Consider the following 22,488-nt stretch of genomic DNA (forward strand, 5'->3'; position numbering starts at 1 on the left):
CGCCCATTTACGCAACGGCTCCCTCTTGACGCCCACGTAGCCGCAGGGCAGCATGGCGTTTACAACTATTGCACATTTTGTCCCATTATCGGACAACGGCGCGGTGAATGCATGTGACACCAACGGACCCTGCGAGTGTCTCGCCCGGCTCCAGCACAGTCTTCGTTCCGCGCGGTGCTGGACGGAGGTGGCGGTGAGCGCAGGCATGGTGATGCGTCGGCTCGGCGGCGGTCTGCTGGTCTTGTGGCTTGTTTCGATACTCACCTTCTTGCTGGTCCAGATGATCCCCGGCGACGTCGCCGAGGTGATCGCAGGTGAGAACGCCACGGTGGCCGAAGTGGCCAGGATCCGCGCCGAGCTCGGCCTGGACAAGCCCGTCCTGGAGCAGTACGTCAGCTGGTTCTCCGGCGTGCTGCAAGGAGACCTCGGTAACTCGCTGTTCAGCAACCGGCCGGTCGCCTCGACGATCCTCGAGGCGGCGCCGCCGACCGTGATCATCACTCTGATGGCGATGGGTGTCGCGGTCGTGATCGGCGTGACGGCCGGGATCATCGCGGGCCTGACCCAGGGCAGCTGGATCGACCGGGCCGTGTCGGCCCTGGCCACGCTCGGCATCGCGATGCCCAGCTTCTGGCTTGCGATGGTGCTCGTATCGCTGTTCGCCCTGGCCAACCCCTGGCTACCGGCGACCGGATACGTCGACATCAGGGAGGGATTCGGGGTGTGGCTCTCCCACGTGATCCTCCCGGCCACGTCACTCGGCCTGGCCACCTCGGCCGAACTCGCCAGACACACCCGGGGCTGCGTCGCCGACGTGCTCACCCGCCCGTACGTACGCACGGCACGGGCCCGGGGCGCGTCGGGACCCTGGCTGGTCCGCAGGCACATCCTGCGCAACGCGGCCATCCCCGTCGTGACCGTACTCGGCCTGCAGACCGGACGACTGCTCGGGGGAGTCATCGTGGTGGAGGCCGTGTTCGGCATCTCCGGCCTCGGCTCCCTGGCCATCAACTCGGTGCTGCAACGGAACTACCCGATGATCCAGGGCTACGTCCTGTTCAGCGCCGTGGTCGTGGTGGCGATCAACCTCATCGTGGACCTGGCCTACGGCTGGATCAACCCGAAGGTGCGTACGGCATGACCACCACCACCACGACCACGACTCCCACGCCCGCCGCCGCCAAGAGCTCGCGCCCCGCGCGGCACGTCGTCCTGACGATTCTGCGCCGGCCGGCCGGCGCGGTCGCCGTCGCCTTCATCGCCCTCCTCGTCTTCCTGGCGATCGCCGGTCCGTTCGTCTCCCCGCACGACCCGGAGGCGCAGAACCTCGGCAACAGGTTCGCCGAGCTCAGCTGGACGCATCCCCTCGGCACCGACGAGTTCGGGCGCGACGTCGCGAGCCGGATCATCCAGGCCTCGCGCATCGCCGTCATCGCCCCGCTCATCTCGGTGGGCGTGGCGCTGCTCATCGGCCTGCCGCTCGGGTTGTGGGCCGGCCTGCGCCGCGGTGTCGTCGACGCCGTCGCGGGCCGGCTGGCCGACACGATCCTCAGCCTGCCGGCGCTGGTCGGGGCGCTGGCCATCGTCGCGGTGCTCGGCCCGGGGCTGGTCAACGCCATGCTCGCGGTCGGCATCATCTTCGCGCCCGGCCTGTTCAGAGTCGTACGCGGCGCGACGCTGGCCGTCGCGGAGGAGACCTTCGTCGACTCGGCGGTGGCCATCGGCTCGTCCACCCGGCGCACCCTGTGGGTGCACATCCTGCCCAACATCGCCGCTCCGCTGCTGGTTCAGGTCACGATCCTGATGGGCGTCGCGCTCCTGGCCGAGGCCAGCCTGAGCTTCATCGGCCTGGGCGTCCAGCCACCCGACGCCAGCTGGGGCTCGATGCTCAAATCCGCGTACACCAACCAGTTCCACTCGCCCTTCTCGGTGGTGCCGCCCGGAATCGCGATGGTGCTGACCGTGCTCGCGTTCAACACGATCGGTGACTCGATCCGCGACGCCGTCGGAGTCAGGAGGCGGACATGACAGCACGACCGGGACAACGAAGCGACGCCGCCGAGCCGTTGCTGTCCGTCGAGGGCCTCACCATCGATCTGCCCGGCGGTGCCGGGCAGCCGGGGCTGGTCGAGGACGTCACCTTCGAGGTACGGAGGGGGCAGGCGGTCGCCCTGATCGGCGAGTCCGGCTGCGGCAAGTCGCTGACCTCCATGGCGATCCTGGGCCTGCTGCCCGCGGCCGTCCGGGTCGCGGCGGGCTCGATCCGCTTCGACGGGGTCGACCTGCTCAACTGCAGCCGGCGGGAGCTCCGCCGGATCCGGGGCGGGCCGGTCGGCATGGTGTTCCAGGAGCCGATGAGCAGCCTCAACCCGACGATGACCGTCGGCGACCAGATCGCCGAGGCGCGCCGGCTGCACCTGGGTGAGCGGCGGTCGGTGGCACTCCAGCAGGCAGGACAGCTGCTGAGCCGGGTGGGCATCCCGAACGCCGAACGCAGGCTCGGGTCCTACCCGCACGAGATGAGCGGCGGCATGCAGCAACGCGTCATGATCGCGGCCGCCATCGCCTGCGACCCGAAGCTGCTGATCGCCGACGAGCCGACCACCGCCCTGGACGTCACGATCCAGGCCGAGATCCTGGAGCTGCTGCGCGATCTGCGGCGCGACCTCGATCTGGCCGTCCTGCTGGTCACCCACGATCTCGGCGTGGTCGCGGACTTCTGCGACGACGTGGTCGTCATGTACGCCGGTCACATGGCCGAGCGGACCCCCGTCGACCGGCTCTTCCACGAGCCGCGGCACCCGTACTCCAGCGCGCTGCTCGCCGCCGTGCCGCAGGCGGGCCGGGCCAGGACCAGCCTGACGGTCATCCCGGGCAGGGTCCCGTCGGCGGGGCAGTTCCCCGGCGGCTGCCGGTTCGAGCCCCGCTGCGTGCACAGCGTCGACGACGTCTGCCGGCGACCACAGGCCGACACCACCATCGGCGACGATCGCCGCACCCGGTGCGGGCGCGTCGCCTCCGGTGACCTGATTCTGAAGGGGGCCGTCCGTGGCTGAGGATCAAGTGGTCTTGCGCGTGCGCGGCCTGACCAAGTCGTTCCCGCTGCGCCGCAGCATGCTGGGCCGGACGCTGGAGAGCGTCCGCGCCGTCGACGGAGTCGACCTGGAGGTACGGGCCGGCACCACGGTCGGCATCGTGGGCGAGTCCGGATCGGGCAAGACGACGGTGGGCCGGCTGATGGCCCGGCTGCTCAAGCCCGACCAGGGCACGGTCGAGGTGGAGGGCAAGGACGTCAGCAAAGCGCGCGGCAGCGAGCTCAAGGAGATGCGCGGCCGGCTCCAGGTCATCTTCCAGGATCCGTACGGCGCCCTCGACCCGACCAAGACGATCGGCCACGCCGTCGCCGAGCCACTCCTGGTCCACGGCAGGATCGGCCGGGGCGAGATGCGCGAGCGCGCCGCCCAGCTGCTCGGCCGGGCCACCCTCGATCCGGCGTTCGTCGACAGATATCCGGACGAGTTGTCCGGCGGGCAGCGGCAGCGGGTCTGCATCGCCCGCGCGCTGGCGCTCTCGCCGAGCGTCCTCGTCGCCGACGAACCGACCTCCGCGCTGGACCTGTCGACCCGCTCGGAGATCCTCAACCTGCTGCTGTCGATCCAGCAGGACACCGGGCAGGCGATGGTCCTCGTGTCCCACGACTTCGCCACGGTCAGGCACCTGTCGCACCGGATCGCGGTGATGTACCTGGGCCGGATCGTCGAGGAAGGCACCGCGGAGCAGGTCGCGACCGACCCGCGGCACCCGTACACCAAGGCGCTGCTGTCGGCGGTGCCCGTGCCCGACCCGGAGGTGCAGCGGTCCCGGCGCCGCACCGTGCTGCGCGGCGAGCTGCCCGATCCGGCGAACCCCCCGACGGGCTGCCGCTTCCGCACCCGCTGCCCGGTCGCCCAGGACGAGTGCGCGCACCAGGACCCGCCGCTGCTGCGGATCGGCGCCCAGCACAGCGTGGCCTGTGTCCTGCACCAGCCGGCCGTCGCGCCGGTCACCGAGCCCCAGGAGACATCGCGATGAGCACCTCCAAGCAACGGCCGGGAGCTCTCCAAGGGATCCGTGTCGTCGACTTCGGTCACCACGTCGCCGGGCCGCTGGCCGCGGTCATGCTCGCCGACCAGGGAGCCGACGTCGTGCACGTCGACCGTCCTGGCGTCACACCCCCGGTAGATGACGCGTTCTTCAACCGGGGCAAGCGGCGCATCAGCCTTGACCTGAAGGACGCGGCGGACCTCGGCGTCGCCCGCGACCTCGTCCGGCGGGCCGACGTCCTCATCGAGAACTTCCGGCCGGGGGTGATGGACCGGCTCGGGCTCGGCTGGGAGGAGCTGCGCGCCGCCAACCCCCGGCTCGTCTACTGCTCCCTGCCGGGCTTCGCGGCCGACGATCCGCGTGCCGGGGTCCCCGGCTGGGAGGGCGTCATCGCGGCCGCCACCGGCAACTGCCGGATCCGGGCCGGTCACGCGCCGGACGGCTGGGACGACACCCGGCCGACCTACACCGCGATTCCCGTGGCGTCCAACTTCGCGGCGTTCTGCGGCGCGTTCGCCATCGTGGCGAGCCTGACCGCCCGGCAGCGCACCGGGCGTGGCGACCGGGTCGAGGTCCCGCTGTTCGACGCGATGTTCGAGGCCATCGGGGGGAGCGGCGCCTACCCGGTCGCTCGGGGACTGCCCCCGGAGCGGGCGATCAGCTCCAACGGCAGCGGCACGTACCGCTGCTCGGACGGCAGGTACGTGCAGTTCAACCCGATCGGCGCGACGCCCCGATTCCTCGTCTGGTTCCTCGACGCGGCGGGGGTGACGGCCTGGGTGGGCGAGGGCCTGACCGACCGCGCCCGGCTGGATCGCGACCCGGAGCTGCGCCGGCTGCTGCACGACCGGCTCACCGCGCTGTTCCTGACTCGCCCGGCGGGCGAGTGGGAGGAGCTCGCCGGGGTGGCGGGCGTTCCGCTCGCCGCCGTCCGGACGCTCGCCGAATGGCTGGAGAACGACCACGCGCGCGCCTCCGGACAGGTCGTCGTGGTCGACGATCCTGAGCTGGGCGCGACGGCGATGCCCGGCTCGGCGGTGTGGCTGTCGGCCACCCCCGCGCTGCCCGGCAGGCCCCGGCACCTGCCCGACGCGGACCGTGCCGAGATCCTCGCCGAGCTCGCGTCGCCCGCCGACCCGCCGAGTGCCGAAGTCGCGTCGCCTGGCGGCGCGTCCCCCGCTCACCCGCCGCGCGTCGAGGCTGGTCCGGTTGCCGATTCGATTGCTGGTCCCGTCGCGCTGCCCTACGCGGGGCGGCGGGTCGTCGACCTCACCCAGATCCTGGCCGGGCCGAGCGCGGGACGGATCCTGGTCGAGTTCGGGGCCGACGTCGTGAAGATCAACTCGCCGCAGCGGCGCGTCGGCGCGCACGGGTTCGTCAACCGCGGCAAGCAGACGATCCTCGTGGACGTGAAGTCGAGCCAGGGCCAGCAGATTCTCTGGCGGCTCATCGACGAAGCGGACGTCCTGACCCACAACTTCCCCGAGCGGACCGCCGAACGCTACGGCCTGGGCTACGAGCACGTCCGGGCCCGCCGCCCGGACATCGTCTACGTCTCCGTCAGCTGTTACGGCTACGGCGGGCCATGGGCGGGCCGCCGGGGGTACGAGACCCAGGGCCAGGCGGCGACCGGAATCATGACCCGGGCGGGCGGCGACGGCCGGCCGGCCGTGCTGGGCCCCTACAACGTCCTCGACTACGGCACCGGCGCCATGGCCGCCTTCGCCGCGGCAGTGGGCATCTATCATCGCGAGCTGACCGACGCAGGCCAGCAGGTGCGCACCTCACTCACCCAGACGGGCGGCTACCAGCAGGCGAGCTTCGCGGTGCGCCCCGCACACGAGCTCCGGGCCGTCACACCAGGTGGGAACGTTCCTGGAGGTGAGCGCGCGGCAGAGCCGAGCGGGCCGGAGGCTCTCGGGCTCAGTGCGTGGCACCGGTTCTACCAGGCGGCCGATCGATGGTTCTTCCTCGGGGCGACCCGGCGGTCCCTGCCGGTGCTCCGCGAGGTTCCCGGCCTGGAGCAGGCGCTGTCCGGCCTCGACGGGTCCGACGACGACGCGGTGGCGGCGGCCCTGCAGACCGCCTTCCGTACCGCCACCGCAAGCGAGTGGACCGGCCGCCTCACCGAGGCGGGGCTGGGCGCGCACCCGGTCACGACGCTCGCGGAGTTGATGGCCGACCCGTGGGCCCGGTCCCAAGGGCTCACCGTCACCCAGATCTCCGAGGAGGCCGGCGAGGTGGTGATGCCGGGCATCGCCATCCGGGTGCACGGCAACCCGCCACGACTGGGCCATCCGGTACGCCGGCCCGGCGCCGACGCCCACGAGGTGCTGGACCGGATCGGGCTCGCCGGCTCGGCCGAGACGCTGGAACAGGCCTGGGCCGTGCAGATGTCCGCGTTGCCCTCGGGCTGGGAGCACTTCTGACCCGGCACACCCCTGACGAGCAAGCCAACAGCACATCACCGGCCCGCTGAGCGGGACACGCCGCGATCCGCGGCACTGACAGGAGGACTGATGAGCGACGACCAGGCCACCCGGTGCGACCTGTTGATCAAGGGCGGCCGGGTCCTGGACCCCGGGCAGGGGCTTGACGGCGTCATGGACATCGCCGTGACCGGCGGCCGGGTCACGGCGGTGCGGGAGGACATCCCGGCGGACTCGGCGCGCCGGGTGATCGACGCGAGCGGCTCCGGGCGCTACGTCGTCCCCGGCCTGATCGACATCCACACGCACGTCGCGCACGGGGCGATCACCCCCGGCGTGGGCATGGAAGGCTGCGACCCCGACGACATCGGCGTGCGTTCGGGAGTCACCACGCTGGTCGACGCCGGATCCGTCGGCGTCGCCAACATCGGCGTCTTCTCCGCCTACATCCAGCCGAACGCCAGGACGCGGGTCATCCCGTACCTGAACATCGGCAGCTACGCGCACACCATGCCCACCATGATCGATGTCAACGACCTGGCCGAGATCGACCCGGTCGCGATCGCCAGGTGCGTCGCCGCCAACCCGGAGCTGGTCCAGGGGATCAAGCTGCGGCTGGTCGGACCGCTGGTCGCCACGCACGGCAAGGACATCGTGTCCGCGACCAAGGCGGTGGCCAGGGAGCACGGGGTCCCGCTGATGGTGCACATCGGCGACCTGTCCGCGCGGCGGCGGCCCGATCCGCACCTGCTCGAACCGGCCACCCGCTTCGCCATCGAACAGCTCGACGCGGGCGACATCCTCACCCATCTGTGCACGCCGAACCACGGTGGCGTGATGGACGCGGCGGACCGGATGATGCCCGCCCTGCTCGCCGCCCGGGAGCGCGGCATCACCCTGGACTCGGCGCTGGGCAGGGGGAACTTCGGCTACCGGGTCGCGAGCGAGCAACGCGCGATCGGCCTCCTGCCCGACACCATCAGCAGTGACCTGACGGCGGCGGGCGAGACCTTCCACTCCCTGCTGGAGTGCATGGCGAAGTTCATGGCCGTGGGCTACACCCTGTCCGAGGTGGTCCGGATGACCACGGCGAACGCGGCGCGGGCGATCCGCGCCGAGCATGAGCTCGGCGCGATCGCGGTCGGCCGGGAAGCCGACCTGACGGTGCTCGACCTGGTCGAGGGCGACTTCGAGTTCGTCGACACCAGGCAGGAGGTGTTCCACGGCGGCTTCGGCCTGCGGCCGGTGCAGACCGTACGGGCCGGCGCGCTGATCGCGCCCGGCTGGGGGACACACCCGTGGGGTTGGCTGCCGGCGCCGCGCTCCGGGGCGGCGTCATGACGGCGGTGACGCGCGGGCACGCGCGCCGGTTCGAGGTCGACGGCGACTGGGAGCGGCTGCCGGAGGGCCTCCAGCACGCGGACGTGGCCGCGGTGGACGTCGACGCCGCCGACCGCGTCTACCTGTTCACCCGCTTCGACGGCCAGGTCATCGTGTACGAGCGCGACGGCACCTTCGTACGCAGCTGGGGAAAGGGCCTGTTCACCACGCCGCACGGGCTGACCGTCGGGCCGGACGGCGGCGTCTACTGCGTCGACGCGGGCGACCACACGGTCCGCAAGTTCACCCCCGAGGGTGACCTGCTCATGACGCTGGGCACGGCCGGCGTGGCGTCGGACACCGGGTTCGCATCCGGCCGTCCGGTGCGCGTGCACAGCGTCGAGGGCGTCCGGTACGCGGGCGGGCCGTTCAACCGCCCCACCAACCTGGCCGTCGCCCCGGACGGCGACCTCTACGTGAGCGACGGGTACGGCAACAGCCGGGTGCACAGGTTCACGGCGTCCGGTGACCTGATCGGCTCGTGGGGCGAGCCCGGCACCGGCCCCGGGCAGTTCCATCTGCCGCACTGCCTGGACATCGCGCCGGACGGGCGGGTGTTCGTCGGCGACCGGGAGAACGACCGGATCCAGATCTTCACCCCCGAGGGCCGCTTCATCGAGGAGTGGACGGACCTCCGGCGCCCGTGCGACCTCACCATCGCCCCGGACGGCTCGGTGTACGTCGTCGAACTGTGGCGGCCGGAGGGCAAGCGCTCCTTCGTGCACGGGGAGGCGGAGCAGGACCAGCCCGCCCGCCTGACCGTGCTGGATCCGCACGGGCGCGTGGCCGAGCGGTGGGGGGACTCCACGACGGATCGTACGGCGACCGGCAATTTCATCGCACCGCACGGGATCGCCCTGGACTCCCACGGTGACCTGTACGTCGCGGAGGTGACGTACAGCTTCGCCATCAGACCCGGCTGGGTCGCGCAGTCGAGCGCCCGGCACCAACTGCAGAAGTTCCTGCGCGTCGGCGCGGGAGAAGACATCGTGGCTAGGAGACTCGCATGAGGCGCGAAAACCGGATCCTCACCTCGCACGGCGGCAATCTGCCGCGTCCCGGGGACCTGGACGATCTGATCGCCCAGGGTGATCGGGAGGCCATCGACGCGCGCCTGCCGGGCGCGGTGGCCGAGGTCGTCGCCCGTCAGATGGAGTGCGGCATCGACACCGTCAACGACGGCGAGTACGTCAAGGCGGCGAACATGGCCGGCTACAGCGGCTACATCCACGCCCGGGTGACGGGCTGGGAGGTGCTGCCCATCGACCCGAGTGTCCCGCCGAAGCGCGAGTACGTCGCCGCGCGCGACAAGGCGGACTTCCCGGGCACCTACGCCTCCGGCCTGTGGTTGTCGGGATCCGGTGGCCCGGTCAGGCCCGGCTTCGCGACCCCCGGCGCCGTACCGAAGATGCCGACGTCGGGCCGGGTGTGCACCTCGCCGATCACGTACATCGGCCAGGACGCCATCGCCGCCGACATCGCAGCGATGAAGACGGCCGTCGAGGGCAAGGAGGTGGACGGCTTCATCGCCGCGCTGGGGCCGCTCAGCCTGGGCGCGGGCGCGCGGAACGAGCACTACGCGAGCGAGGAAGAGTACATGTTCGCGGTCGCGGAGGCGCTCCGCGAGGAGTACCGGGCGGTCACCGACGCCGGGCTGGTGCTGCAGATCGACGAGCCCGAGTTCGCGACCACCTGGCAGTTCCATCCTGAGTGGACGGTCGAGGAGTTGCGCCGCTACCTCGAGTTCGCGGTCGAGGTGATCAACCACAGCATCGACGGGCTGCCGGCCGAGCAGATCCGGATGCACACCTGCTGGGGCAGCGGTCACCGGCCGCACACGCACGACATCGGCCTCGAACACATCGCGGATCTGCTGATCAAGGTCAACACACAGGCTTACGCCATCGAGTCAGGAAATGTCCGGCACGCACATGAGTGGCGGGTGTGGGAGGACATCAAACTGCCCGAGGGCAAGATCCTGGTGCCCGGCGTGGTCAGCCACGCCACCGACCTGGTCGAGCATCCGGAACTGATCGCCGAACGGCTGACGAACTTCGCCGGCGTGGTGGGCAAGGAGAACCTGCAGGCGGGGACCGACTGCGGAATCGGATCGCGCGTGGGCCACGAGGAGATCGTGTGGGCGAAGCTCGCCGCGCTGTCCGAAGGCGCCGCGATCGCCAGCAAGCGCTTGTGGGCCGACTAGCCCGCGGCTCACAACGGAGGACCTGGTGCGGGCGGGTCACCAGTCAAACCAGCCAAGCTCGCTTCTGAAATATGGAGGCAAAGCCGTGAAACGAGCAGCAGTCAAATCGGCCGGCGTGGTCCTCGCCACCGGTCTCGCCCTCTCCGGCTGTGGCGCCGGGACGACCGACCAGCCGTCGTCGAACGCCGCCGGCGCTCCCGACGGTGCGGCCGTCCTGCGCTGGGCCGTGCCGGGCAACCCCACCTCCTTCGACCCCCGTAAGGCCGCCCCGCTCGACCCGGTGTTCCTCGACGTGGTCTACGAATCCCTGATCGGCCGGAGCATGGCCGGTGAGATCGAGCCGGGTCTGGCGACGGAGTGGACGTTCTCGGACGACAACAAGGTGATCACGCTCAAGCTGCGCGAGGGGGTGAAGTTCCACAACGGTGAGGACTTCAACGCCGAGGCCGCCAAGGCGTCGCTGGAGGCGTTCAAGAAGAGCGGCAACCTCGCGTCGGCGCTGTCGGTCCTCGACAAGGTCGAGGCGGTCAGCCCGACCGAGCTGAAACTGACGTTCTCCGAGCCTGCCGGTTACATGATCAGCGTGCTCGCCGGTGAGGCCGGCATCGTGGTCGCGCCCGGTGCGCTCGACGATCCGAGTCTCCCGTCCAAGCCGGTCGGCACCGGAGCCTTCGAGCTCACCTCGCTGGAGGAGGGAAAGGTCTCCTTCAAGAAGTTCGAGGACTACTGGAACGCCGCCGAGACGACCATCGGCGGCGTGGAGATGACCGTCTACTCCGATGAGACGACCCGGCTGCGTGCGGTGAAATCGGGGCAGGCCGACGGCACCTCGATCAAGCCGGACCAGATCGAGGAGTCCGAGGCGGCGGGCATGACGGTGATCAAGGCCCCCAACACCACCTTCAACGGGATCCTGCTGAACACCAAGCAGCCGGAGCTCAAGAACCCGAAGGTCAGGCAGGCGCTGCTGTACGCCATCGATCGTGAGTCGCTCAACAAGAACCTGTTCGAGAACACCTGTGTCGGCGTGGTGCAGCCGTTCCAGGAGGGCTTCTGGGCGAACGTGCCCGAGCTGAACGACGTGTCCTCCTATCACGACCCGGAGAAGTCCAAGCAGCTCCTGGCCGAGGCCGGCTTCCCGGACGGCATGGAGCTGACGCTGGAGGTCGGCCCCAACACGTCGTACCAGGTGCTGGCCCAGGCGCTGCAGGCACAGCTGAAGGAGGTGGGCATCAAGGCCACGATCAAGGTGCTGGAGTTCCAGCAGATGATCAGCGCCCGCCGGACCGGCAAGTTCACCGCCACCGTGGCGCTGGTGCAGGCCGGGCGGCCCGACCCGACCCAGTTCGTCCAGGACTTCTACATGAAGGGCGGCTCGTACAACCCGGGCGGCTTCTCCCTTGACGGGGTCGGCGAGCTGCTGGCGAAGGCGCGGGCCAGCGAGGACGTCGAGGAACGCAAGGCGCCGATGCAGGAGATCATCAAGAAGGTCGTGGAGGCCGGGCCGCCGGTGATTCCGGTGTGCGGCGTGACCTACGTGGCGGCCTACCGCAAGGGAGTGACCGGACTCGACGCGCCGGTGATCGGTGACTATGACTTCGCCTCAGTGAAGATCAGCAAATAACGCAGAAAGGAAGCCCATGCGGCTCAACGACAAGGTGGCCATCGTCACCGGATCAGGGCGTGGCCTCGGCCGCGCGTACGCCGAGGCGCTGGGCGCGGCCGGTGCCGCCGTGGTGGTCAACGACATCGACGCCGACGTCGCCAAGGAGACCGTCGAGGCGATCACCGCAGCCGGAGGTCGTGCCGTCGCCGAGGTGTGCGCGGTCGGCCCCACGGAGTCGGCCGACGCGCTGGTGCGGCGGGCGGTCTCCGAGTTCGGCCGCCTGGACGTGATGTGCACGAACGCCGGCGCGCTGCGTGACCGGACCCTGGCCAAGGTCACGGACGAGGAGTTCGACCTCGTGGTGGACAGCCACGTACGCGGCACCTTCACCTGCGGTCGCGCCGCGGTGCGCCGGTTCCGTGAGCAGGGCGGCGGTGGCCGGCTGATCCTGGTCGGCTCACCGGCCGGTCAGTACGGCAGCTTCGGGCAGACGGCGTACGCCGCGTCCAAGGCGGCCATCATCAGCATGGTGCGGGTGTGGTCGATCGAGACGGCGAAGCTGGGCGTGACCGTGAACGCGATCGTGCCCACCGCGCTGACCAGGATGGCCGCGACCATCCCGGCCCTGACCGAGGTGGTCGCCTCGGTCGAGGCCGGCGGGCCGGTCCCGGCCGACCTGCGCCGGCGCGGCATCGGCAAGGTTGAGGACGTGGCGCCGCTCGTCGTCTACCTGGCCTCCGACGAGTCGGCCGGCGTCACCGGGCAGTACATCGGGTTCGGCGGCGACCGGTTCGCGATCTGGGCGCATCCCAAGGAGGCGTTCGTCACGTATCGCGACGGTGGGTGGAGCGCCGAGCAACTCGCCGCCGACTTCGCCGGGTTCTCGGAGCATCTGCAGAGCCACACCCCGCCCCCGAAGTGACCGGCGAGAGCCGCCCCGGCCGGTGCCGGGGCGGCTCGGCTTCGTTCGGCTCGGACGCCGTACGTGCTCAGCCGAAGTAGAAGGCGTGCGCGGCCAGTGAGATCCGGCGGCGCAGTCCGGCGTCGGGCACGAGGTGGGCGAAGGAGTTCACGGCGTCGCGATAGGTGACCTGCCGGCGGGCGCCGACGAACGGGGCGTCGCTGCCCCAGAAGACGTGCTCCGGCCCGGCGGCCTCGATCAGGGTAGCCGCGTGGCCGGCCAGGGTGTCGGGGCCGACGCCGAAGCGGTAGCCCGCGGACAGCTTCACCCACACCCTGCCGGTGCCGAGGGCCCGCAGCAGCGCCGCGCCACCGGCTCCGGCGTAGCCGGATTCCCGGTCAGGATCGCCGAAGTGGTCGACGACGACCTTCACCCCGGAGGCGGTCAGCCGGTCGAGCACCGGCGGCAACCGCTCGCCCTCGATGTTCACCTCGACGTGCCAGTCGAGGTCCGCGACCCGGAACAGCAGCCGCCGGTACGCCGGGTCGGTGAGATCCGGCAGGTCCGCGAGCCGCCGCCACTGGAACCGCACGCCCACCACGCCGTCCGCCTTCATCCGTTCCAGGACGTACCGATCGGTGGCGGGGTCGACGATGACGGTCCCGCGCAGCCGCCCGTGCTCGCGCAACGCGCCGATCGTGTAGTCGTTCAGGTCCCCGAGCAGGCTCATCGCGGAGACCACGCCGTAGCCGACGCCGTGCTCGTCCATCATCGACAGGAACGTCTGCGCCGTCAGCTCGCCCTCGGGCCGGGTCCACGCCCGCGCCGCGAGAGGCAGCGCGCGGGTGAACAGGTGGACATGAGTGTCCACGAGAGGCACGCGGCCGCCCGTCATGGTGTTCCGACGCGGTAGAGCGAGGCGGACGTGCCGCCGAGGACCAGGGCGGCGTCCCGGTCGGACAGGCCGGAGACCGACTCGCGGGCGATCCGCACCATGTCCGCGTACGCGCCGGGGGTCTGGGTGACGTCCGACCCCCACAGCACCCGCTCGGCGCCGAACCGGGAGACCAGCCACTCGACCACGACCGACGGCTTGATCCCCGCCGAGATGTTCCTCGCGAGGTTGAGCGTCGTCACCTTGACGAGGACCTGCGGCAGGTCGGCCAGCGCGAGCAGCCCGTCGGCCCCCGGGTAGGGGGCGGCGCGGTCCGTCTCGACGCTCCCGATGTGATCGACGACGACCGGCGTGCCGGGGAACTCGCGGGTCACCGAGGCGAGCGCCCGCAGGCTCACGTCGCGGTTCCAGCGGTAGATGTGCAGGCACATCGACAGCCCCAGCTCGCTCGCCTGCCGCCACACCCGGCGGGCCTGCGCGCCGGCGAACCACCCGGTGCCGGGCGTGCCGCCGTGCTGGTTACCGCCCGGCGAGGTGAGGCGGACGGCCACGGCACCGCGCTTCGCCCAGTGGCGCACCATCTCCGCCGCGTCCGGCGCCTGCGCGTCGAGCACGCACATGGCGGCGAGCCGGTCGGGGTACCGGGCCGCCGAGTCCACCACGTAGCTGTTGTCGTAGCCGTACACGTGCGCGCGCTGGACGGCGATCGCGCCCGACAACCCGTGCTCCCGCAGCGCGGCGAGCAGCCGCTCCGCGGTCATCGGGTCCTTCCGTACGGCTTCGGCGACCGTGCCGCCGGGCGGGTCGAACGGGTAGGCCGGGTCGTCGGTCACCAGGTGCGCGTGGCCGTCGATCAGGGTCATCGGATGCGCTCCCAGGTGAGGATGGGGGTGGGCGGCCGGCCGGGGGTTCGCTCGGCGCGCAGGATCAGCCGGTCCCCGTCCACGACGGCGAGCCGGACCAGCTCGGCGCCGATCCAGTTGGGGTAGATGGCGGCCTCCACCTGGTGGACGACGCGGTCGCCGGCCCATTCGTAGCGTCCGCCGTACGCGCCGTAGGTCCGTACGGCGGCGAGCTTCTCCGCGTCGGTGGCCCAGCGCCAGTTGGCCGACGCCAGCGGCGGACGGTCGCCGGCCATGTACTGCACCGACATGTGGCCGTCGGGCCCGTAGATGAGCAGGCCGAGGGGCTTGTCCCCGAGGGGGCGCGCGCCGTCGTCGGGCTCTCCCTCCATCACGTAGTCGACCAGCCGCCAGCTACCGACGATCATGAATCGCCGCCGATCTGCTCACGGAACGCCCGCGCCATCGAATGGGCCGTGCGGGCGAGCATGGTGGCGTCGTTGCCCATGATGAGGAACTGGTGGCCGAGCGCCGCGGTCCGGACGGCCGAGGGCGCGTCCACGCAGGCCGCGCCGCAGGGCTTGCCCGCAGCCGCGGCGGCGGCCCGCGCCCGGTCGAGCGACTCCTTGACCACGGGATCGTTCACGCGGAGCCCGAGGGAGACGGACAGGTCGCCGGCGCCCAGGAACACCGCGTCGATCCCCGGCACCGCGAGGATGCCGGCGGCGGCGTCGATGGCGTCCGGGCTCTCCAACTGGGGGATGCAGACGACGTCCTCGTTGCCGACCCGGATGTACTCGTCCCGGGGCGTCAGCCCCCATCGGCCGGCTCGGCTGGTTCCGCCCGCGCCCCGCCGGCCGAGGGGCGGGAAGCGGGTGGCCGCGACCACCCGTTCGGCGTCGGCCACTGAGTCGACGTGGGGGACCAGGATGCCCCGCGCGCCGGCGTCGAGGACCCGCTGGATGGTCGAGCCCTGGTGATCGGGCACGCGGACCAGGGGGTCGACGCCGTGGGCCGTGGCGAGGTCGATCATCCGGGCCGCGAGGGTGAGATCGAGCGGGGCGTGTTCGAGATCGATGACCACGAAGTCGAATCCGGCGTCGGCCATGATGTCGACGCTCTCGGTGGTCGCCAGCTTGATCCAGGTGCCCAGCCGTGGTGCCTGCGCGGAGGCGTTCGCGAAGAAGGTCATGCCGGCGAGATGTGCTCGGGGGCGGGGTACTCATCGGCGTTGAGCACCCATCCGGCCTTGGCGGAGAAGTCCGCGCGCGGTGGGCTGAAGATGTCGATGAGCAGGTGGTCGCCCTCGCCGACCGCCTGACTGGTGTGCTCGGTGGGCGGCGGGATGATCGCGACCGAGGGGCTGCCGAGGGCCGCGTGCTCGTCGGCGCGCCACTGCGAGCGCTTCGACGTCCAGGGCGTGCGGACGTGATGGATGTAGTCGCCGGCGACGGTCAGCGAGCACTGTTCGAAGTCGTCGTGGTGATGGGGGGAGAGCCGGTCGGGATTGCGCGGGCCGTTCCTGGGGTCGCCGAAGTTGACCATGAACGCGCTGGACCGGAAGATGCGGCCGAACCGGCCGGGCTCCAGCGGGAAGTCGGCGTTCCGGTAGACGCGCAGGCGGTGTCCGGCGGGCGGGTCGGGCCACGGCTCCAGCAGGGCGACGCGCGGATGGTCCTCGGCGTACGCCGCAGCGTTGCCGCAGCGCGCGAGGAGGTCGGTGGTCCGCACGTCGAACAGACGGACCAGGTCGGCGTCGCCGTGGGAGCTGAGGTGGCTGTCGCCGGGCGGCACGATGACCACGCCGCGCCCGGTCATCTCCTGGCTTTCGGCGCCGGCCGTCACGTCGATCGTGATGTCGTCATGGGGCAGGACGATGACGTACTCCTCCCGCTGCGCGGTCGCGTCGCGGCGCAGCGTGTCACCGGCGACCAGGCGGGTGAAGGCGAGCACGAAGTTCTGGGCGCGCACGTACCAGGTCCTGCTGCCGAGCTCCGTGACCTCGTCCGGCGGCAGCGCCAGGAACTCGTAGGTGGCGAGCGCGGCGATGGGGGCGTGCGGATCCGTCGTGCTCGTGGTCGTGCTCGTGTTGAGTGCCGCACGAGGATCGTTGGGGCTGTACATGTGATTCGTCCTTACGGTCAGTCGTCCAGGCCGAGCAGGTACGACGGGTTGACGCGGACCATCTGCCGCAGGTCCTTCTCGGGCAGCCCGAGATCCAGCAGGGCGGACCCGACCCGGATGAAGGAGTCGACGGGCATCGGGCGGCCGACCTGGCCCAGGTCGGAGGCGAGCACGGTGTGCTCAGGCCCGATCCGTTCGATCCAGTCCATCAGCAGGTCCGGGCCGCCGCGCGCCTGGGCGACCTCGGAGTCGTACATGCTGGTCTCGTGCTCGATGTAGGCGCCGAGTTCGATGAAGTCCTTGCACTGCGCGGGGTCGGAGCCGATCACGAAGTTCGGATGGCTGACCACCAGCCGCCGGACTCCCGCGTCGCGCGCGGCGGTGAAGACCTCCCGGATGTCGTCGGGGGCCATGTGCCCGGCTGAGAGCAGCGCCCCAGTCTCGGCGACGACCTTGATGACCTGGCCGACCTCGGGGATCAGCTCGCCGTCGGGGCCGCGGACGTCGACCTGGGTCGTGGTCAGCGGGATCGTCGGCTTGGGGAAGCCGCCGCCGGCCTTGTGGTGTGCGACGTGCGCGCGGGAGGAGATGGTGGGGAACCAGACGCATCGTCCGCCCATCCGCAGGCACATCTCCACGGCGTGCGGGTTGATGCCGCCGACCTGGTTGTTCAGCGCGATGCCGCCGTAGACGGCGGTGCTCACGCCGGCCAGGCGGTCACCCATTGCGAGGAGGTCCATCACCGTGTTGTGGTGATGGGACTTCGCCAGGAAGGCGCGCATGCCCAGCCGCTCGCCGTCCTTGGCGGCCTGGACGTGGTCGAACGCGCGTGGCAGCGGGTTGGGCCCGGAGTGGCAGTGCAGGTCGACAAGGCCGTGCAGGATTCGCTCGATAGCGGGTCGGGTCATCGTTCTTCCTCCTGCGCGGTAGCCACCGGCCAGGGCGCGATGACCCTTGACAGGACCACCGCCACGAGAGCATTGTTACAAATTACGGACTTACTGTACGATAAATGCGACTCGCCGCTCTGACAAGTACTTGTCGCGGCGAGATGTCCAGCGCGATGCGCTGCGCTGTCGCTTGAACCCGATTGGGGGCCACGTGCCGGAGGCGACCTACACCTGGGCGGAGATGATGGCGATCTCCATCTCGCACGAGATGGCCGACGGTGCCTTCGGCTCCGTGGGCGCCGCATCGCACATTCCCGCCGCCGGGCTGCGCCTGGCGCAGCTCACGCACGCGCCCAACCTGTCCTTCTTCTGCGGGGGCAGCGGCGCCATGAACCCGAAGATCCAGCGGTTGACCGAGTCCTCGGCCGACTACCGCAACCTCGTGACCAGCGAATATCACTTCAGCCTCGACGACGTCGTGGACTTCGAGACCGCGATGCGCTTCGACTTCGCGTTCCTCGGCGGCATGCAGATCGACAAGCACGGCAACCTGAACATGGCCATGATCGGCGACTGGCACAGACCGAAGGTGCGCGGCCCCGGCACCATCGGCCTGATCTTCCTCGGCGGTTTCAAGACCAGCTACATCTACACCCAGCACCACACGCCGAAGATCTTCGTCGACAAGGTCGACTTCGTCAGCGGCGCCGGCTGGCTCGACGGCGGCGACGCCCGCTCCAAGGTCTTCCGCCCGGAGTCCGACGGTCCCCGGCGGGTGTTCACCCCCTTGGGCGTGTTCGACTTCGAGCCGGAGAGCAAGCGGATGCGCCTGATCAAGGTCCACCCGTGGAGCAGCATCGAGAAGATCCAGGCGGCGACCGGATTCGAGCTGCTGGTCGCCGACGACGTACAGACCGTCGGCGCCCCCAGCGACGAGGAGCTCACCCTGCTCCGGACCCAGGTCGATCGCGATGGTGTGCTGCGCCGCTACCCCGCCGTGGTCTGAGCGCTCATGAGCTTCAACGATCGGTACGTCGTCGCCGACGGCTGCACGACCCACTATCTGGAAGCCGGGGACGGTCCTCCGCTGATCCTCCTGCACGGCGGCGAGTACGGCGCCTCCGCACGGCTCACCTGGGAGAACTGCGTCCCGGCGCTGGCCGAGCACCATCGCGTGCTGGCGCTCGACTTCGTCGGCTTCGGGCACAGCGACAAGCTGCGCGACTTCGGCGGCCAGCGCCGGCTCATGCTGCGGCAGGTCGCCGGCGTGCTGCGCACCCTGCGCATCGACTCGGCCGACTTCATCGGCACCTCACTCAGCGGGCGGATGCTGCTCGACGTCGCCAACCGGCCGTCGCCCCAGTGGCCGATCCGCTCGATGGTCGTGGTGGGCACCGGACTGGCCGCCCCGGTGGCGCAGGCCCGCGCCGTACTGGAGAACTTCGACGGCACCATCGACGGCCTGCGCCCGTCGATGGACGTGCTCTTCCACGACCCGCGCTGGAAGCACAACGAGGACTACCTGCGCCGCCGTCATGAGTACTGCATGGTGCCGGGCGCGTGGGAGACCGCCGCGGCGGGCAGCCTGCGCGCGCCGGGACGTGACAGCGGCGAACGACGGCCGCATGTGCGCCCGCCCGCCCGCGACTACGGGCGCGTCGCCGTGCCCACCCTCCTCGTCCGGGGGCAGCACGACCGGCTGGTGCCGCCGCTGACCTGGCAGGAACTGGCGGCGCAGATCCCTGACGTGCGGACCGAGACGATCGACGGCAGCGGTCACTATCCGCAGATCGAGCGCTCGGCCGAGTTCGTCGAGGTGGCGCTTCAGTTTCTCGCGCGAACGAAGGCGGAGGCGTGATGGCCGACGTATATCTGGAGTCCGGCGGCGAGGACGGCCCCGCGGTGCTCTTCCTGCACGGCTCCGGCGCGTCCGGAGCCGTCTGGAGACCGGTGCTGCAGCGGCTCGGCGAGCGCGGCACCCGATGCCGGTGGCTGGTCGCCGACCTGCCGGGGCACGGCCGCTCCGGCCATCGTCAGGACTACTCGCCGGAGAGTTACGCCGACGCGGTAGTCGACGCCGTGGCCGGCGCGTTCACCGGAGTCCAGGGCCCGGTGACCGTCGTGGGCCACTCGCTCGGCGGGATGATCGGGATGACCCTCGCCGACCGGACCCGCGGCATCACGGTCGGCTCCCTCGCGGTGGTCGCGATGAAGGTCGCCTGGACCGAGGAGGAGCTGGCCCGGCGGGCCGCGACGGCCGAGCGGCCGGTCCGGGTCTTCCCCGGCGAGGAGCAGGCGCGCGAGCTGTTCGGGCGGGTGTCCGGGATGACCGGGCCCCCGTTCACCGACGAGGATCGCGCCACCGGGGTCACGGCCCGCGACGGCGGCTACGGGCTCTCCGGCGATCCGGGCATCGCCAAGGCCGGCCCGGCCACCGGTCCCGAGCTGGCCGCCCGCATGCGCCGGGTGACCTGCCCGGTCGAGCTGGCCTGCGGTGACCGCGATCCCGGCATCGACCCGGCGGACATGGCCGAGGTGCTCGGGCACTCGGTCACCGTACTGCCCGGCGCGGGGCACAACGTCCACATCGAGCGCCCCGACCTCATCGCCGACCTGGTCGAGCGGGCACTCGGCCGCTGACCGACGAACGGACACGCATGCGAATCGAGAACCTGCTGCGGCAGAACGCGGTACGACGAGGCCCGCTGCCCGCAGTCATCTGCGACCAGGCCCAGCTGTCCTGGGCCGAGCTGGACATCGAGACCAACCGGCTGGCCAACGCGCTGATCGGGCTCGGATACCGCGCGCAGGAGAGGATCGCGCTGGTGATGTCCAACTGCCATCACATCGTGACGGCCTTCCACGGCGCGTGGAAGGCCAACCTGGTCACCGTGGGGATCAACACCCGGCTGACCGCACCCGAGATCGCCCGCATCCTCACCCACTCGGGCGCGTCCGCCATCATCTGTGACACCGCCGCCGCGGTCGAGGCGGCCACGCAGGTGCCGGGCATTCGCGGCATCTACAGCATCGGCCTGGGCGACGACGAGCAAGGATCATTCGCGCACCTGGTCGCCTCCGGCGACCCGGGCGAGGTGCCCGAGACGGGCACGGGCGACGAGCTGCGCTCGCTGCGCTACACCAGCGGCACCACCGGCGCGTCCAAGGGCTGCATGGCCACGCACGACCAGCAGCTCGCCAGCACGGCCAACTACCTGTGCGAGGTCAACGTGCCGCGCGGCGGCCCCACCTGGATCTCGGTGCCGCTGACGCTGGGGGTCGGCGCGTCCTTCGTGACGACCACCGCCTACCTCGGCGTCCCGCTGCTGCTGCGCAGGCGCTTCGACCCGGCCGCGTTCGTCGACGACATCGACAGGTTCGGGGTCGAGCACGCCTTCCTGGTGCCGACCATGCTGGTCGACCTGGTGCGGGCGCTGCCCGAGCTCGACCTCACGCGCGCGAGCGCGCTCAAACTGGTCGGGTACGGCGGCGCGTCGGTGTCGTGGAGCCTCATCCGGTCCCTGGCGGAGGCGTTGGACCTGGAGTTCTACCACGCGTTCGGGGCGACGGAGGCGGGGGGTTTCGTGGCGCTGCTCACCCCGGACGACCACCGTAACTTCCTGCGCACCGAGGCCACCTCGATCGTCCCGGTGGGCCGGCCCGCCGCGTTCGCCGAGGTCAAGATCTTCGACGCCGAGGACCGCGAGGTGGCCGAACGGGAGACCGGCGAGATGCGGATCCGGGCGGCCAGCGTGTTCTCCGGCTACTGGAGTCAGCCGGAGGTGACCCGCGCGGTGCTCAAGGACGGCTGGCTCCGGCTCGGCGACATGGCCTGGCGGGACGAGCGCGGCTACATCTACCTCGCCGACCGGGCGCAGGGCGTCATCCGGTCGGGGGCGCAGAACGTGTACGCCGGTGAGGTCGAGGCGGTGCTGCAGGCCTGCCCGGGCGTGGCCCGCGCCGCGGTGATCGGCGTGCCGCACGAGCGGTTCGGCGAGTCGGTCAAGGCGCTGGTGCAGCGGGCGCCGGATGCGGCGCTGACGGAGCAGCAGGTCCTCGACTACTGCGCCGAACGGCTGGCCGGCTACAAGCGGCCACGCGAGGTCGAGTTCGTGAGCGACCTGCCGGTCGACGAGGGCGGCAAGATCAGGAGGGCCGAGCTGAAGCGCGTCACCGGGACGCGGCTGCTCGGCGAGGCGACCACCGGCGGCGACGCCGCGGCTAAGGAGTTCAGGCGATGAGCGCGAACAAGGTGACGACCCCCGAGGAAGCGGTCGCCGGCATCCCCGACGGAGCCACGATCGCGCTGGGCGGCGTGCACTCCCACAACGGCCCGATGGCGCTGGTGAACGCGCTGATCCGGCGCGGGGCCAGGGACCTGGAGCTGATCCCGACGCCGAGCGCGGGTCCGCCCGTGGACATGCTCATCGCCGCCGGCTGTGTCAAACGGCTGCACGTGTCCTATGTCGGGCTGGAGTTCCTCGGCATGGCGCCGAACTACCGCCGGGCCGCGGAGAGCCAGTCGATCGAGATCGTCGAGGGGGACGAGGCGTACATCGTCTACGGCTTCCGCGCCGGCGCGAGCATGCTGCCGTTCCTGCCGCTTCCCCCGCTGTACGAGGGCACCGACCTGCCCAAGGTCAACAAGGACGTCCGGACGACGACCGATCCGTACACCGGGCGTACCGTGACCACGATTCCCGCGCTGCGGGCGGATTACGGACTGTTCCACGCGCAGGTCACCGACCGGAAGGGCAACGCGCAGATCTTCGGCCAGCGGCGGTTCGAGGACGTGATGGCGAAGGCGAGCGACCACGTCATCATCAGCTCGGACGAGATCCTCGACGAGTACGCTCCGGCCCCCGACCCGCGCCTGGTGTCCATCCCCGGCGCGATCGTGGACCACGTCGCCCACGCGCCCTACGGCTCCTATCCGCTGTCCTCCCCGGGACACTACGCCTACGACCGGGAGCGGCTGGTGGAGTACCGGGATCTCGCCGCCCAGGACCGTACCAAGGAGTACCTGGACGAGTACGTGTTCGGGGTCAAGGACCACCAGGAATATCTGGACAAGGTGGGCGCCCGGCGGCTGCTGGGTCTCCAGCAGACGTTCCGCTGAGCGGGGTCGGCGCGGG

General features: G+C 70.9%; 21 protein-coding genes. 15 read left to right on the forward strand and 6 right to left on the reverse strand.

The window, feature by feature from the left end; all coding sequences use genetic code 11:
- The first annotated feature begins 211 nt into the window (after positions 1-211).
- The 10 genes from ABGB01_RS18060 to ABGB01_RS18105 all read left to right on the forward strand — a co-directional run bounded on the left by ABGB01_RS18060 (position 212) and on the right by ABGB01_RS18105 (position 12,623).
- Entirely contained in the window at positions 212-1,141 is a 930-nt protein-coding gene (locus tag ABGB01_RS18060; protein WP_347774613.1) for an ABC transporter permease, read from the forward strand.
- On the forward strand, positions 1,138-2,028 hold the full coding sequence (locus ABGB01_RS18065; protein WP_347774589.1) for an ABC transporter permease: 891 nt from the start codon (positions 1,138-1,140) through the stop codon (positions 2,026-2,028). The genes ABGB01_RS18060 and ABGB01_RS18065 overlap by 4 nt, the downstream gene beginning before the upstream one ends.
- Positions 2,025-3,056 (forward strand): ABC transporter ATP-binding protein, encoded by a 1,032-nt coding sequence (locus ABGB01_RS18070; protein ID WP_347774591.1) that lies wholly within the window; start codon positions 2,025-2,027, stop codon positions 3,054-3,056. The genes ABGB01_RS18065 and ABGB01_RS18070 overlap by 4 nt, the downstream gene beginning before the upstream one ends.
- A complete protein-coding gene (locus ABGB01_RS18075; protein WP_347774592.1) occupies positions 3,049-4,071 on the forward strand; it encodes an ABC transporter ATP-binding protein in 1,023 nt (340 codons plus the stop codon). Before ABGB01_RS18070 ends, ABGB01_RS18075 begins: the two co-directional genes overlap by 8 nt.
- Positions 4,068-6,512: a CoA transferase gene (locus ABGB01_RS18080; protein ID WP_347774593.1), complete on the forward strand. Its 2,445-nt coding sequence runs from the start codon at positions 4,068-4,070 to the stop codon at positions 6,510-6,512. The genes ABGB01_RS18075 and ABGB01_RS18080 overlap by 4 nt, the downstream gene beginning before the upstream one ends.
- 90 nt (positions 6,513-6,602) lie before the next feature.
- Positions 6,603-7,853 carry an amidohydrolase family protein gene (locus tag ABGB01_RS18085; protein WP_347774594.1) on the forward strand — a complete coding sequence of 417 codons (1,251 nt, stop codon included), beginning with the start codon at positions 6,603-6,605 and terminating at the stop codon, positions 7,851-7,853.
- Complete coding sequence (locus ABGB01_RS18090; protein WP_347774595.1) at positions 7,811-8,902, forward strand: peptidyl-alpha-hydroxyglycine alpha-amidating lyase family protein; 1,092 nt, start codon at positions 7,811-7,813, stop codon at positions 8,900-8,902. The genes ABGB01_RS18085 and ABGB01_RS18090 overlap by 43 nt, the downstream gene beginning before the upstream one ends.
- Positions 8,899-10,095, forward strand: coding sequence for a cobalamin-independent methionine synthase II family protein (locus tag ABGB01_RS18095; RefSeq protein ID WP_347774597.1), 1,197 nt, complete (start codon positions 8,899-8,901; stop codon positions 10,093-10,095). Before ABGB01_RS18090 ends, ABGB01_RS18095 begins: the two co-directional genes overlap by 4 nt.
- 85 nt (positions 10,096-10,180) lie before the next feature.
- Positions 10,181-11,719, forward strand: coding sequence for an ABC transporter substrate-binding protein (locus tag ABGB01_RS18100; protein ID WP_347774598.1), 1,539 nt, complete (start codon positions 10,181-10,183; stop codon positions 11,717-11,719).
- A gap of 16 nt (positions 11,720-11,735) precedes the next feature.
- A complete protein-coding gene (locus ABGB01_RS18105; RefSeq protein ID WP_347774599.1) occupies positions 11,736-12,623 on the forward strand; it encodes an SDR family oxidoreductase in 888 nt (295 codons plus the stop codon).
- Positions 12,624-12,690: 67 nt separating this feature from the next.
- Here the strand turns inward: ABGB01_RS18105 and ABGB01_RS18110 are convergent, their stop codons facing one another.
- From ABGB01_RS18110 to ABGB01_RS18135, 6 genes are read right to left on the reverse strand one after another with little or no spacing between them, the layout of a single operon-like run.
- Positions 12,691-13,473 carry an amidohydrolase family protein gene (locus ABGB01_RS18110; protein ID WP_347774600.1) on the reverse strand — a complete coding sequence of 261 codons (783 nt, stop codon included), beginning with the start codon at positions 13,471-13,473 and terminating at the stop codon, positions 12,691-12,693.
- Positions 13,474-13,493: 20 nt separating this feature from the next.
- Positions 13,494-14,360, reverse strand: coding sequence for an amidohydrolase family protein (locus ABGB01_RS18115; RefSeq protein WP_347774601.1), 867 nt, complete (start codon positions 14,358-14,360; stop codon positions 13,494-13,496).
- Positions 14,357-14,767 carry a lipocalin-like domain-containing protein gene (locus ABGB01_RS18120; RefSeq protein WP_347774602.1) on the reverse strand — a complete coding sequence of 137 codons (411 nt, stop codon included), beginning with the start codon at positions 14,765-14,767 and terminating at the stop codon, positions 14,357-14,359. The genes ABGB01_RS18115 and ABGB01_RS18120 overlap by 4 nt, the downstream gene beginning before the upstream one ends.
- Entirely contained in the window at positions 14,764-15,531 is a 768-nt protein-coding gene (locus ABGB01_RS18125; protein ID WP_347774603.1) for an aldolase/citrate lyase family protein, read from the reverse strand. The genes ABGB01_RS18120 and ABGB01_RS18125 overlap by 4 nt, the downstream gene beginning before the upstream one ends.
- Positions 15,528-16,463, reverse strand: coding sequence for a hypothetical protein (locus ABGB01_RS18130; protein WP_347774604.1), 936 nt, complete (start codon positions 16,461-16,463; stop codon positions 15,528-15,530). Before ABGB01_RS18130 ends, ABGB01_RS18125 begins: the two co-directional genes overlap by 4 nt.
- A gap of 17 nt (positions 16,464-16,480) precedes the next feature.
- A complete protein-coding gene (locus tag ABGB01_RS18135) occupies positions 16,481-17,371 on the reverse strand; it encodes a DUF6282 family protein (RefSeq protein ID WP_347774605.1) in 891 nt (296 codons plus the stop codon).
- 193 nt (positions 17,372-17,564) lie between these two features.
- Between ABGB01_RS18135 and ABGB01_RS18140 the strand changes: the two genes are divergently transcribed.
- Genes ABGB01_RS18140 through ABGB01_RS18160 form a run of 5 tightly spaced genes read left to right on the forward strand, consistent with a single transcriptional unit; the run spans position 17,565 to position 22,472 of the window.
- A complete protein-coding gene (locus ABGB01_RS18140; RefSeq protein ID WP_347774606.1) occupies positions 17,565-18,359 on the forward strand; it encodes a CoA-transferase in 795 nt (264 codons plus the stop codon).
- A gap of 6 nt (positions 18,360-18,365) precedes the next feature.
- The gene (locus tag ABGB01_RS18145) at positions 18,366-19,211 is read left to right on the forward strand and encodes an alpha/beta hydrolase (RefSeq protein WP_347774607.1); all 846 of its coding nucleotides are present in this window, start codon (positions 18,366-18,368) and stop codon (positions 19,209-19,211) included.
- Positions 19,211-19,993: an alpha/beta hydrolase gene (locus ABGB01_RS18150; protein ID WP_347774608.1), complete on the forward strand. Its 783-nt coding sequence runs from the start codon at positions 19,211-19,213 to the stop codon at positions 19,991-19,993. The genes ABGB01_RS18145 and ABGB01_RS18150 overlap by 1 nt, the downstream gene beginning before the upstream one ends.
- Positions 19,994-20,010: 17 nt before the next feature.
- Positions 20,011-21,594, forward strand: a complete 1,584-nt coding sequence (locus ABGB01_RS18155) for an AMP-binding protein (protein ID WP_347774609.1) — start codon at positions 20,011-20,013, stop codon at positions 21,592-21,594.
- Positions 21,591-22,472, forward strand: coding sequence for a CoA-transferase (locus ABGB01_RS18160; protein WP_132630226.1), 882 nt, complete (start codon positions 21,591-21,593; stop codon positions 22,470-22,472). Before ABGB01_RS18155 ends, ABGB01_RS18160 begins: the two co-directional genes overlap by 4 nt.
- The last annotated feature ends 16 nt before the right edge of the window (positions 22,473-22,488 follow it).

This window comes from Nonomuraea sp. B5E05 (genome assembly GCF_039880665.1).
Classification (GTDB): Bacteria; Actinomycetota; Actinomycetes; order Streptosporangiales; family Streptosporangiaceae; genus Nonomuraea.